Annotated in this window: 8 protein-coding genes; 2 read left to right on the top strand and 6 right to left on the bottom strand. The window is 70.3% G+C overall.

Translation table 11 applies throughout. The features are described from left to right. Position 1 precedes the first annotated feature (1 nt). From AB0E07_RS10300 to AB0E07_RS10275, 6 genes are all read right to left on the bottom strand, one after another. On the bottom strand, positions 2–1,270 hold the full coding sequence (locus AB0E07_RS10300; RefSeq protein WP_362248219.1) for an extracellular solute-binding protein: 1,269 nt from the start codon (positions 1,268–1,270) through the stop codon (positions 2–4). A gap of 142 nt (positions 1,271–1,412) precedes the next feature. After that, positions 1,413–3,836 carry a glycoside hydrolase family 3 C-terminal domain-containing protein gene (locus AB0E07_RS10295; protein WP_362248217.1) on the bottom strand — a complete coding sequence of 808 codons (2,424 nt, stop codon included), beginning with the start codon at positions 3,834–3,836 and terminating at the stop codon, positions 1,413–1,415. A gap of 533 nt (positions 3,837–4,369) precedes the next feature. Then, positions 4,370–6,976, bottom strand: coding sequence for a family 78 glycoside hydrolase catalytic domain (locus tag AB0E07_RS10290; protein WP_362248215.1), 2,607 nt, complete (start codon positions 6,974–6,976; stop codon positions 4,370–4,372). A gap of 113 nt (positions 6,977–7,089) precedes the next feature. Continuing rightward, positions 7,090–7,995, bottom strand: coding sequence for a carbohydrate ABC transporter permease (locus tag AB0E07_RS10285; protein WP_362248214.1), 906 nt, complete (start codon positions 7,993–7,995; stop codon positions 7,090–7,092). A gap of 5 nt (positions 7,996–8,000) precedes the next feature. Next, positions 8,001–8,885, bottom strand: coding sequence for a sugar ABC transporter permease (locus AB0E07_RS10280; protein ID WP_362248212.1), 885 nt, complete (start codon positions 8,883–8,885; stop codon positions 8,001–8,003). A gap of 84 nt (positions 8,886–8,969) precedes the next feature. Then, positions 8,970–10,286 carry an extracellular solute-binding protein gene (locus AB0E07_RS10275; RefSeq protein ID WP_362248210.1) on the bottom strand — a complete coding sequence of 439 codons (1,317 nt, stop codon included), beginning with the start codon at positions 10,284–10,286 and terminating at the stop codon, positions 8,970–8,972. Positions 10,287–10,591: 305 nt separating this feature from the next. Here AB0E07_RS10275 and AB0E07_RS10270 point away from each other — a divergent pair, with 305 nt between their 5' ends. Both AB0E07_RS10270 and AB0E07_RS10265 read left to right on the top strand, forming a co-directional pair. Then, positions 10,592–11,605, top strand: a complete 1,014-nt coding sequence (locus tag AB0E07_RS10270; protein WP_362248208.1) for a LacI family DNA-binding transcriptional regulator — start codon at positions 10,592–10,594, stop codon at positions 11,603–11,605. A gap of 117 nt (positions 11,606–11,722) precedes the next feature. After that, positions 11,723–12,718, top strand: coding sequence for a LacI family DNA-binding transcriptional regulator (locus AB0E07_RS10265; protein ID WP_362248206.1), 996 nt, complete (start codon positions 11,723–11,725; stop codon positions 12,716–12,718). The last annotated feature ends 20 nt before the right edge of the window (positions 12,719–12,738 follow it).

The following is a 12,738-nucleotide window of genomic DNA, read 5'->3' as shown; positions in this document are numbered from 1 at the left end:
GTCAGGCGCGCTTGCGATAGGCCCGGTCGAGAGCGGCCAAGGTGGCGTCGATGTCCGTGGTCCCCTCGAAGAGGCCCTGGATCTGGGTGAAATGGGTCTGCTGGACTGCTGAGTTCGGCCAGCGCTGGTCCATGAACGGGACGGTGGTACCGGCCTTCTGCCGTTCCGCGACCTCCTGGATCGCGGGGTCGACGGTGAAGGAGGCGTTGGGGATGGCGGGCAGGGTGGAGCCGGAACGGTTGTAGAGGTTCTGGCCGCGTGCGGATCCCAGGAAGTCGACGAAGGCGAGGGCTTCCGCGCGGTGGGATGTGTCGGGATTGAGGCCGTAGGCGGCGGAGACCGCGCCCGGCATCCAAGTGGCGTCCGGGTCGTCAGTGGCCGGCAGCGCGGTCATACGCAGGGTCAGGTCAGGGGCCGCGGCGCGCAGTTCGGACAGTACGCCGGCGACCTGGACCACGCCCACGGCCCGGCCCGTGGCCACCTGGTCGAGGGTCTCCTCGTACGTCGTGTCCAAGGGGTCGGGGTTGAAGCAGCCTTGGTCCTCCATGTCCATGTACTTGCTCAGCGCCGCTCGCCAGCCGGAGCCGGCGAAGGTCTCCTTGCCGAGTTCCATGTTCAGGTCGAAGTCCGGGTCGTCGGCGTAGACGGTCGTCGCGACCAGGGCGTAGGTGATGAGCTGGGTGACCCAGGGGGTGGCGTTTCCCAGGGCGAGAAGGACCTTGCCGTGTTCGCGGGCCGTGTCGCACAGCGACAGCAGTTCGGTCCAGGTCCGTGGCGGCACGCCGTCGATGGCGTCCAGTGCCTCCATGGAGAAGACGGCTCCGATGCCGCTGAACGTGACCGGCACGGCGAAGGTGCCGCCGTCGATGTCGGTCACCGGTACGACGCCCTCGGGCATCGTGAGGCTGAAGCGGCGGAGGCTGAGGTTCTCCAGGAGGCCGTCGTGCTCCAGTGCCCTGACGGAGGCGGGGTTTCCGCTGCCGGGCCAGACCGTGAAGACGTCAGGGCCCTCTCCGGTGCGGAGTTCGGCCGGCAGCTCCTTCTGGAGGGTGTCGGCGTCGTCGTAAGCGACCGTGACGTCGATGTCCGGGTTGAGGCGGTGGAAGTCGGCGACGACGGCGTCCATGGCGGACTTGTCGGTGACGCTCGCCCTGACGGACAGCTCGACCGGTCCGCTCTCCGAGGCGTCGAAGGGGCCGCATGCGGCTGTCGTCGTGGTGCAGAGGGCGAGGGTGAGGGTGAGGCCGAGCAGGTTCGAGGTGCGTCTCACGGACGGACTCCCGGCGGGAAGTAGGGGCTCGGATGGATGGGTTGCGTGGGCGGAGCGGGCGACCGCCGGCGGTCCGTGTGACATCAGCGCAGGGGGTGACGGAGACGCACGGACCGCCGACGGCTTGAGGGGGCTGCGGTGGTCAGGCGAGTGTGAGGACGCGCTGGGCGGTGATCGCGCGGGAGGAACGGGCCGTCGCGAAGGTGTAGGAGCCCGGGGTGAGGGTCATCGCCCCCGACTTCCAGATCTTGAGGTCCTGGGCGGGGATCTTCAGGCTGATGCGCTTCGTTCCGGAGGCGGGGAGTGTGACCTTCTGGAAGGCGACCAGGCGGCGGGGTTCGGCCGCCGCGGAGGCGGGGAGCGTGGCGTACACCTGGAGGACGTCGGTGCCCTGGCGTTGTCCGGTGTTGGTGACGGTGACCGCGAGGTTGACCTGCTGGGCTGCCGCGTCGTAGGTCGCTTCCAGGGAGCCGTGGGCGAAGGTGGTGTAGGACAGGCCGTGGCCGAAGGGGAAGCGGGGTTCCTGCTTCCTGGTGTCGTAGAAGCGGTAGCCGACGGCGGTGCCCTCGTCGTAGGAGACGGTGGCGTTCGTGCCGGGGTAGGTGGCGGGGGTGGTGCCGGGGCCCTGGGTGGGGTCGGCGGGGAAGGTGACCGGGAGGCGGCCGGACGGGTCGCTGTCTCCGAACAGGACGGCGGCCAGGGCGGTGCCGGCCGCGCGGCCCGCGTACCAGGCCTGGATCACAGCCTCCACGTCGTCGAGCCACGGGGTGGCGACGGGGCCGTCGGTGTTGAGTACGACGATGGTGCGCGGGTTGGCGGCGGCGACGGCGCGGATGAGCTGGTCCTGGTCTCCGGGCAGGGAGTAGTCCGTGTGGTCCATGCCCTCGCCGGCGACCCGGTTGACGATGACGACGGCGGCGTCGGCCGCGCGTGCCGCGGTCACCGCGGCAGGGATGAGGGACTGGGGCTGCCAGCCGAAGGACAGGCCGCAAGTGCCGGGCTCCGCGGTGGCGTTGGTGTAGGTGATCTCCACGCTGACGGCGCGCCCGGCGGTCAGTTCGGCGGTTCCCTGGAGGGGGTAGTCGAAGGGGCCGAGGAAGAAGCGGGCCATCTGCCGGGTGCCGGAGACGACGGTCCTGCCGTCGATCTTCAGCGAGGTGGTTCCCGAGGGCAGCAGGGAGAAGCGGTGCAGGCCGGTGGTGGTCGGGGTCAGCGTGCCGGTCCACTTGGCCGACCACACCTGCGGCAGGCCCTCGACGGGGGCGCTGGTGAAGTCGACGGTGGTGTCGGTGCGGGTCGTGAGCGGCGTGCCGGTGCCGTCGGCGCCGGCGTGGAAGGCGGCCGTCAGTCCGGCCGTTCCGGTGGGGGTGCGCAGGACGGTGGAGGGGACTGTGGTGAGGGGGATGTCGCCCTGGGTGCCCTGGGCGTGCGTCACCTTCACCGTGCTTCCCGCGCGGGCCCGGATCGCCTCCAGGGGGGTGGTCCAGGTGCCGGGGGTGACGTAGGTGGAGCCGGACACGCCGGTGTAGGTGTCGGTTCCGGCCGGGCCGATGACCGCGAGCGACTTCACCTTGCCGGTGAGGGGCAGGGCCGCGGCACGGTTGGCCAGGAGCACCGTGGAGGCGACGGCGGCCTCGTGCGCGAGTTCCTTGTGTGCCGGGGTGCTCACGTTGTCCGCGGGCGCGGGGACCGGGTGGTCGAAGAGGCCGTTCGCGAACAGGGTGAGGAGGATGCGCCGGGCGGCGTCGTCCAGCCGGGCTGCAGGTATCGCGCCGCCGGTGAGGGAACCCGCCGGGATCTGGACGCCGCCGGGGCCGAGACCCGCGAGGTCCATGCCCGCACGGGCGGCGGCGACCTGGTCGTCGCCGGCCCAGAAGTCGGGGACGGTGTAGCCCTGGAGGCCCATCCCCTTCTTGAGGTCGTCGAACAGGCCGGCGTTCCGGGTGGCGAACGTGCCGTTGATCTTCGGGTAGGCCATCATCACGGAGGTGGCGGGGGCGGCGGCGATCACCCGCCGGAAGGGCGCCTGGTAGTACTCGTGCAGGGCGCGGTCGGAGACCAGGGTGTCGGTGAAGAAGCGGTTGACCTCCTGCGTGTAGCCCGCGAAGTGCTTGACGGTGGCCACCACGTGCTGGTTCTGGAGGGCCACGGTCAGGGCCGCGCCCAGGCGTCCCGCCAGGACGGGGTCCTCGCCCATGGCTTCGGCCTGGCGGCCGAAGTGCCAGGTTCGGGTGAGGTCGATGGTGGGCCCGAGGGCGTTGTTGTAGCCCTTGCCTCGTGCTTCGGTGCCGATGGCCGTTCCGATCCGGCCGGCGAGCCCCTCGTCGAAGGTGGCCGCCTGGGCCACGGGGACGGGGAAGGCGGTGACGCCGGTCTCCCCGCGCAGCCCCGCCGAGGCGTCGACCATGGCGAGGGCCGGGATGCCCAGGTGGGCGACGGCTGTGAAGTCGCAGCGCACGAGGGCTTCCTTCTCGGCCGCCGTCATCCGGGCGAGGAGTGCGGCGGCCCGGTCCTGCGCGGTGGAACTGGGCGCGGCGACCGCGCTGCCGGTGACGGCGGGGGCCATGCTCGCGGCAAGGGCCGTGAAGGCTGCGGCGGATAGGAACGTTCGTCGGTTCACAGCGGCTCTCCGGACTGACATGGCGGCACGGTGCGCCGCCGCGGGTTGGGGGTGGGGCCGGCCGAGGGGTCAGGTCACGGCCGGCCCCGGCTCGATGGGGCTCGTCGAGCTGCCGGTCGGTCGCTCATCCCGTGGGGATCGCGATCGGGTTTCTCGCTTCCCGGCGGCGGGATCCGACTCGCCGCATCCCACGGCGAGCCCTCGACGCACAGCAGTATTCAGCCGTGAATCTCACACCGGCAGGCTGGAAACTATGGCCTATTCCAACCGGAGGTCAATACTCGGAAACATGCAGTTTAAAATTGGCTCTGACCAGCGGATTCGTCTCTCACGGATTGAAAGAGAATCTGAAATTTCAATTGAAGCGGCCGGAAATCAGACTCGGCATCGACCGCCTGGATGCTCGGCATACGCAATGCAAATGACAGCCCGACGAATCACTTATTCGTCGGGCTGCCATTTGTCTGTACTCGGTGGGATCAGGCCGCTGCACCGAGTTCGGCGGTGTCCAGGACGTGGCTCCCCGGCCCCAGGACGAGCGGTGCGCAGCCGGGCAGTTCCGCTGTGGCCGTGCAGCCCGGCGGCACCGTGATGTCGGCTGTCATGCCGGTCGCGGTGAGCTGCCAGGACAGTACCGCTGTCCCGTACGGCGTTTCGTGGCGCACCCGCGCCCAGGTGATGCCGCCGCCCGGGCGGGGGCGGAAGGAGAGTTGGCGGTAGCCGGGTGCGGTGGCGGTGATGCCGCCGACGACCCGGTGCAGCCAGTCGGCGACGGCTCCGAGTGCGTAGTGGTTGAAGCTGGTCATGCCGCCCGGGTTGAGGGTGCCGTCGGGGCGCAGGCTGTCCCAGCGTTCCCAGATCGTGGTGGCGCCCATGGAGACGGTGTAGAGCCAGGAGGGGCATTCGGTCTGGAGCAACAGCCGGTAGGCGACGTCGAGATGACTGTTGTCGGTGAGGGCGTCGCAGATCAGCGGGGTGCCGACGAAGCCCGTGGAGATCCGCGCTCCGTCGGCCAGCACGATCTCGGCGAGGCGGTCGGCGGCCGGCGCCCGCTGCTCCGGGGTGAGCAGGTCGAAGGCGAGGGCGAGAGCGTACGCCGTGGCGCTGTCGCTGGTGAGGCGGGCCGAGGGCAGGACGTAGCGGCGCCGGAAGGCGTCTTTGACCTCGTCGGCGAGCGCCGCGTACCGGGCGGCGTCCGCGCGGTCGTCCAACTCCGCCGCGGCCAGGGCCAGATGGCGGGCGGAGTGGGCGAAGTAGGCGGTGGCGACGAGGTAGCGGTCGGTGCGGCCGGCGCCGGGGTCGTCGGGCGGGGCGGCCGGGTCGAGCCAGTCGCCCAGTTGAACGCCGGTGTCCCACAGGCGGGTGGGCCCGGCGAGGCGTTCGACCAGGTCGACCCAGGCTTTGGCCATGGGGTAGTGGCGGCGCAGGAGTTCGCGGTCGCCGAAGCGCTGGAAGAGGGTCCAGGGCGTGAGGGTGGCGACGTCGCCCCACGCGGCGCCGGGGTGGATCGGCGTCCACATCGGCTCGCCCGGGATGACCGGGACGTACCAGGGGATCGTGCCGTCCGGGAGTTGTTCGAGGCCGACGTCGGTGAGCCAGGAGTCGAGCAGCCCGGCGCAGTCGTAGAGGAAACTGGCGGTGGGGGTGAAGACCTGGATGTCGCCGGTCCAGCCGAGGCGCTCGTCGCGCTGCGGGCAGTCGGTGGGCAGGTCGACGAAGTTGCCGCGCATGCTCCACACGACGTTCTCGTGCAGGCGGTTGACGAGCGGGTCGCTGCACTCGAACCAGCCGGTGCGGCGCATGTCCGAGTGGTAGACGCGGGCGCTCACCTGATCCGCCGTCATCTCGCCCACCCATCCGGTGATCTCGGCGTAGCGGAAGCCGTGCAGGGTGAAGCGGGGTTCCCAGGTGAGCGGTCCGCTGCCGGAGAGGATCAGTGTGTCGACGGAGGTCGCCTCGCGCAGCGGGCGGGTGGCCAGTTCGCCGTCCTGGAGGACTTCGGCGTGCCGCAGGGTGAGGGTGGTGCCGGCCGGGCCGTCGGCGGTGACGCGGAGCCGGCCGACGAGGTTCTGCCGGAAGTCGAGGAGGTAGCGGCCCTCCCCGGTGCGGGTGAGGGTGGGGGTGATCTCCTCGGTGCAGCGGACGGGGGGGCCGACGGGGGCGACCAGGGTGGCGGGGTCGCGTGTCCCGGTGCGGACCGGCGTCCAGTTCCCCGTGTCGGCCGCGGACGGCGTGGCCCATGCGGGGTCGTGCAGGCGGGCGTCGAAGGTCTCCCCCTCGTACAGGCCGCTGGTGAGGATCGGCCCGGGTGCTGCCGTCCAGGTCGCGTCGGTGGCGACGACGTCGGTGGTCCCGTCGTCGTACTCCACCTCCAGTTGGGCGATGAGCGACTGGTCGGTGCCGTAGATGTTGCGGGTTCCGCCGTCGAAGCCGTACTTGCCGCGGTACCAGCCGTCGCCGAGCCAGGCGCCGATGGTGTTCGCGCCGTCGGTGAGGTGGGCGGTGACGTCGTGGGTGCGGTAGCGCAGGCGGTGGGGGTAGACCGTCCAGCCGGGCGCGAGAGCCTCGTCGCCGACACGTTGGCCGTTGATCTCGGCCTCGTACAGGCCATGGGCGGTGACGTAGAGGCGGGCGCGGGTGACGGGCCGGCGGAGGTGGAAGTCCTTGCGCACACGGGCGGGGCGGCGCTCGCCGTCGGGGTCTTCCGCCCAGTCGGCGCCCACGGGGACCGCCTGCCAGTCGGCGGGGTGGAGCAGTCCGGCTTCGACGTGGGCCGGTGGGCTCCACGGCGAGGGCTGCGAGGGCTGCAGGGCCTGGGCGGTGTCGCTGGTCCAGACGCGGACGCGGACGGTGACGCGTTCCCGGGAGGTCAGGGGTTCGCCGGGCCAGGCCACGAGGACCTGCTCGGCGCTGTCCACGCGTCCGGTGCGGTGGGTGTCGCCGCGGCGTACGAGTTCCAGTTCGTACCCGGTCTGGCGGCCGGTGCCGGCGGGCAGGGTCCAGGTCAGCCGGGGCGAGGTGACGCCGATGCCGAGTCCGTCCGGCAGGTGTTCGCAGCTGACCGGGGAGGGCTGAGGGGGGAGCAAGGGGGTGACCCTTCTTTCACGTGTGGTCACTTGCGGGAGCGTGCGGGGTGCGCGCGGCGAGCCGTCCTTCGGGGCGGGGCCCGAAGGACGGCCGGCCCGCGCGGGGGCCGGTGTCAGCCCTTGAGCGCTCCGGATGTGAGGCCCTTCATGACCTTCTGGTTGAGGAAGAGGTAGATCAGGAGGGTGCCGAAGACGTTGATGCAGATGGCCGCGAAGAGGGGGCCGTACTGGGTGGCGCCGAAGTCGCCGGTGAAGTTCAGCAGGCCGACCTGGATGGTGCGCAGATCCTGGTTGTTGGTGAACGTCAGCGCGATGAGCAGGTCGTTCCAGATGAAGAAGAACTGCACCAGGCCGACGGTGAGCAGGGCGTTGCGCACCAGGGGGAGGCTGATGGTCCAGAAGGCGCGCAGGATGCCTGCGCCGTCGAGGGTGGCGGCCTCGAACAGTTCACGGGGGACGCTGCGGTAGTAGGTGGCCATCATGAAGACCGTCAGCGGCAGGCCGGTGCCGGTGTAGGTGAGGATGAGCGGCCACAGCGTGCCGGACAGGCCGGTCTGGAAGTACACCGTGAACAGGGGCAGCAGGATCATCTGCGGCGGGACCATCATGCCCGCGAGGAACACCAGCAGGGTGAGGCTGCGGCCCTTCCACACCATGACCTGCAGGGCGAACCCGGCGGCGGTGCCGAGGAGCAGCATCAGCGCGAGTGCGGGGACGACCGCGAGCAGGCTGTTCTGGACGTAGAGGCCGATGTTGCCGGTGGTCCACGCCTCCGTGTAGTTGCCCCATTCCCAGGTGGTGGGCAGCGACCAGGTGGAGTTGTTGAGGTAGTCGTCGTTGGACTTCAGCGAGGTGAGGAACATCCAGATCATCGGATAGACCTCGACGACCAGCAGGAGACCGACGACGATCTTGACCCAGATGCTGTTCCCCCGGCGGGCGCGGCGGGTCCGGGCTCGGGCGGGCGTCTGCCCGGCGGCGGGCGCAGAGGTCTTCGCGGGCGTGTGGGTGGTGGCCATGGTTCTCAGCCCTCCGTGAGGTCGCGCCGCGAGACGCGGTAGACGATCAGGCTCACCAGCAGGCACACGACCGTCAGCAGCAGGGCGATGGTGCTGCCGTAGCCGTAGTCGCCATAGCTGAACGACGTCTGGAACATGTACAGGGTCAGCGGTGTGGTGTCGGTGCCGGGGCCTCCGTTGGTCAGGGCGACGACCGAGTCGAAGACCTTCAGGGTGCCGTTGATGCTGAAGATCAGCGAGGACAGCAGGACGGGCAGGGAGAGCGGCAGGACGATGTGCCGGACCAGCCTGAGTCCCGTGGCGCCGTCCAGCCGTGCCGATTCCAGGACCTCGTCGGGGATGTCGACCAGGCCGGCGAAGAGCAGCACGGCGTAGAAGCCCATCGAGCGCCAGATGTCCATGCCGACCAGGACCCAGAAGGCGCTGCCCGCGCTGCCGAAGAAGTCGACGGAGTCGATTCCGACGGCGTTGAGGAGCGAGTTGACGGGCCCGGTCTGCGGTGCGACCTGGAAGAGCTTCTGGAAGAGCAGGCCGACGGCGACGGTGGGCAGGACGACCGGGAAGAACACCAGGGTGCGGATGAGCCCGGAGGCGCGCTTGAGGAAGAAGACGTAGAGCAGCGCCAGCAGGTACCCGGCGATCACCTGGCCGACGGTGACGACGACGGCGTACTTGAGGGTGAACCAGAGGGCGTCCCGGGCGGCGGGGTCGTCGAGGAGGCGGGAGAAGTTGGCGACGCCGTTTCCGGTGAAGCCGTTGATCGCGTTGCCCGTGGTGAAGGAGTAGCCCAGCGACCACACCATGGGGACCAGCATGATCAGGGAGTAGACGAGGAGGGCGGGACCGAGCAGGATCGCGATGGCTCTGCGGTCACCGAGGACGCGGTGCATGGGTGGTGTCCACTTTCTTCGGAGGGACGGGGGCGGCCCGCGCGCGGCGGGGCGGGCAGGAGCGGGCGGGCCGCCCCCGGCCGGTCACTGGGCGGAGAGCGCGTCCTGAACGGTCTGCATGAACTGCTCGGGGCTCTTGCTGCCGCTGACCAGGCCCGCCGCGTTCTGCTGGCTGATGGTGGTGGCCTTGGTGCTGAACAGGGCCTCGAACCACAACACGTTCTGCTTGGAGGTGCTGATCGTGTCGCGGACCTGCGTGGTGACCTCGTTGGCGTCCTCGACCTCGGTGTTCACCTTGAAGCCCGAGATGGAGCCGTGGTCCTTCAGCCCCGTGGCGCCGTAGTTCTTGGCGATGCAGGAGACCCAGTCACCGGTCTTGGCGTCGAAGGACTTGGCGCCCAGGGTGATACCCAGGCCGACGTTGGAGGGGTACTGGTCGACGGAGCCCTTGCCGCCGGTCACGGCCGGGAAGGGCATGAAGCCGGTGTTCTCCGCGCCGATCTTGTTCTGCTCGTCGTCGGAGATGTTGGCCAGCGCCCAGCTGCCCATGTAGAACATGGCGGCCTTGCCGGTGAGGAACTCGTTCATGGCCGTGTCGTAGTCGATGGACCCGACGCCCTTGCCGAAGTAGCCCTTCTTCCCGAGGTCGGCGATCTCCTCGGCTGCCTTCACGTACTCGGGGTCGGTCAGCTTCGCCTCGCCGTCGGCGACCTTCTGCAGGGCGTCCGGGCCGAGGCTGCGGTAGAGGTAGCCGCTGATCAGACGGGTCAGCGGCCAGCCCTGCTGGCCGGAGGCGGAGAACGGCTGGACGCCCTTGGCCTCCAGCTTCGCCGCGGCGTCGACGAGTTCGTCCCAGGTGCCGGGCACCTTCAGGCCGTTGTCCGCGAAGAGCTTCTTGTTGTAGAAGATGCCCTCGACGTTGTACTCGTACGGCAGGACCCGGAGTTCGCCGCCGTACAGGGCCTTGATGGTGGAGACGGCGGCCGGCTCCAGCTGGTCGAGCACCCCCAGGTCCTTGAGCTCCGCCTCCAGGTCGGCGATCTTGCCGGACTTGGCCAGCTCCTGGGTGAGCGCGGGGGCGTTGCCGGCGGCGAACTGGACCGGCAGCGCGTCCTGTCCGGCCAGCAGCTGGAGCTTCTGGTCGAGGCTCGCCTGCGGAACGGTCTCCACCTTCAGCGGCAGGGCGTCGTTCGCGCTCTTGCAGGCGCCCTTGGACAGGGTGCCGAGCGCCGTCTTCACGGTGGAGTTCTCCGTGACGCTCAGGTAGTCGAAGTTCTTGGGTGCGGAGGAGGCTCCGGCCCCGCTGCCGCCGCACGCGGTGGCGAGCAGGGCGAGCGAGGCGGTGCCGGCGGTGAGCAGGCTCAGACGCGCACGGCGGGCGCGGGAGGTACGGAGGGGCACAGGAGACTCCCAGAGATCATGACGAGCGGGCTGGAATGCGGGAAGGGCGCCATGGGCGATGAACGAACCCGGCAGAACGGCGACGGAGGAGCAACGACGGAGCGTGTATAACGTTCTCCACTCCGAGTGGGCAACACCTTGCACCGCTACTCCGCTACCGTCAAGACACGAGCAGGTAACACTGCGGTGATGTACGGAAGACTTGACGAGCAGTGGGGAGTAACGTGTAGACCGTTACACCAACGATTCCTAGACCCGGGACGTGGACCATGGACGGGCCTTCCGCAGCCAGGCCGAGCAAACGCGTGACCATCACCGATGTCGCCCGGCACGCCGGCGTCTCCACAGCCGCCGTCTCCAAGGTCATGCGCAACGCCTACGGCGTCAGCGAGGCCATGCGGGAGAAGGTCCAGAGCGCCATCTCCGAGCTGGACTACCGACCGCACGCCGCGGCACGGGGCATGCGCGGACGGACCTACACCATCGGCGTCCTGCTGGACAACGTCCGCAACGCGTTCTTCGCCGACATCCTCGACGGCATCCGCGACGAACTCCGGCACACCGACTACACCGTGCTCATCGGCGCGGCCGGCTTCGACCCCGACGAGCAGGCCAAAACCATCCGCTCCCTGGTCGACCGGCAGATGGACGGACTGATCCTCATCGCCCCGGGCACGCCCCGCGCGGAGGTGCTGGCCACGGCCGCCTCGACGCCCACCGTGGTCATCGGCCACCACGACCCCACCGACGCCTACGACGCGGTCGTCGACGCCGACGATCTCGGCGCCGACCTGGTGGTGGATCACCTGGTCTCGCTCGGGCACCGCGACATCACCCTGGTCTCGGCCCCCGGCACCCGGGCCAACAAGTGGAAGCGCACCCCGGAAGCCGTCCTCACCGAGGGCTACCTGCGCGCCATGGAACGCCACGGACTCACCGAGCACGCGCACGTCCACCACGCCGCCTACTCCGACGAGGGCGGATTCAAAGCAGGCATGACACTGCTGACGGCCGACCGAACGCCGACAGCCGTCATGACCGGCGCGGACGTCGCCGCGCTCGGTGTCTACCGCGCGGCGCACGAACTCGGCCTGCGCGTCCCCCGCGACCTCTCGCTCGTCGGCTACAACAACACCGCGCTCGCGGCCCTCGCCCCCGTACAGCTCACCAGCGTGGACCAGGCCGGACACACCATGGGCTCCGCCGCCGCCCGGATGCTCGTCGAGCGGGTCGAAAGCCGAAGGGACAGAGCCATGCAGACCACGATGACACCCCGCCTGGTGGTGCGCTCCACCACCGGTGCGCCGCGGGAACGCTAGGCCGTGGACCCACAGCCGACCGCCACCGCAAGGGCGGAACACGAACGTTCCCGCCCCAGCGGGACGGCTCTCTCGGGGCATGCCGTCCGCACACGTTCCCGGGTCGGCATCAAGGACGTGGCCCGGGAAGCCGGAGTCTCCCTCGGAACCGTCTCCAACGTCCTCAACCGGCCCGAAGTCGTGGCCGAGACGACCCGATCCCGCGTCCTGGAAGTGATCGACTCCCTCGGCTACATACGGGCCGAGGGCGCCCGGCAGCTGCGCGGATGGTCCTCCCGCGTGATCGCCGTCATGGTCCTCGACATGGCCAACCCCTTCTTCACCGCGCTCGCCTCCGGAGTGGAACAGGCAGCCCGGGAAGCGGACCTCGGCGTCATGGTCTGCACCGGCGCCCACGACCCGGCGGAAGCCGCCCGCCACCTGTCGCTGATCACCTCCCACCAGGTCCGCGGCGCCGTCCTGACCTCCGGCGAAGGAGTCGGGCGCACGGTCTCGGCGTTCCGCCGCAACGCGGTCCCCTTCGTGGTGGCCGACCAGCTCGCACCCCAGCCCGCGGCCTGCTCCGTGGGCATCGACGACGTGGCGGGCGGACGGGCCGCGGTGCGCCACCTGGCCGAGCGCGGTCACCGCCTGCTCGCCTACGTCAGCGGACCCGACCGCCTCCAGCAGGTACGCGACCGCCGCCGGGGCGCCCTCACCGCGGTGCGCGAGGCAGGTCTGCCGCCCACGGCACTCCGGGAACTCGCCTGCGACGCCCTCACCGTGGCGGCGGGCAAGGACGCCGGGCATCGCATACTCGGCCTGCCCGAGCGGCCCACCGCCGTCTTCTGCGCCAACGACCTGCTGGCCCTCGGCGTCCTCCAGGCCCTGTACGAGGCCGACCTCAGAGTCCCCGACGACATCGCGGTGGTCGGCTACGACGACATCGAGTTCGCCGCGTCGGCGGTCGTACCGCTCACCTCGGTGCGGCGGCCCGCCACGGCCATGGGCCGGCAGGCCGGCCGGCTGCTCATCGAGGACACCGCGCACGGAACCGGGCACGCGCACCGCCACGTGGTGCTCCAGCCCGAACTGGTCGTACGCCGCTCCACCATGGCCGCTCCCCCGCGGTGACTGTCCCCGCCCGGTGACCG

Source organism: Streptomyces sp. NPDC048002 (assembly GCF_040653275.1).
In the GTDB taxonomy this organism is placed as follows: Bacteria; Actinomycetota; Actinomycetes; order Streptomycetales; family Streptomycetaceae; genus Streptomyces.
This window is presented reverse-complemented; position numbering and strand designations above follow the sequence as displayed.

Excerpts from the sequence above, each read along its gene's own strand:
- AB0E07_RS10295 (WP_362248217.1), bottom strand. The coding sequence starts at position 3,836 with ATGGCCCCCGCCGTCACCGGCAGCGCGGTCGCCGCGCCCAGTTCCACC.
- AB0E07_RS10285 (WP_362248214.1), bottom strand. The coding sequence starts at position 7,995 with ATGGCCACCACCCACACGCCCGCGAAGACCTCTGCGCCCGCCGCCGGG.
- AB0E07_RS10280 (WP_362248212.1), bottom strand. The coding sequence starts at position 8,885 with ATGCACCGCGTCCTCGGTGACCGCAGAGCCATCGCGATCCTGCTCGGT.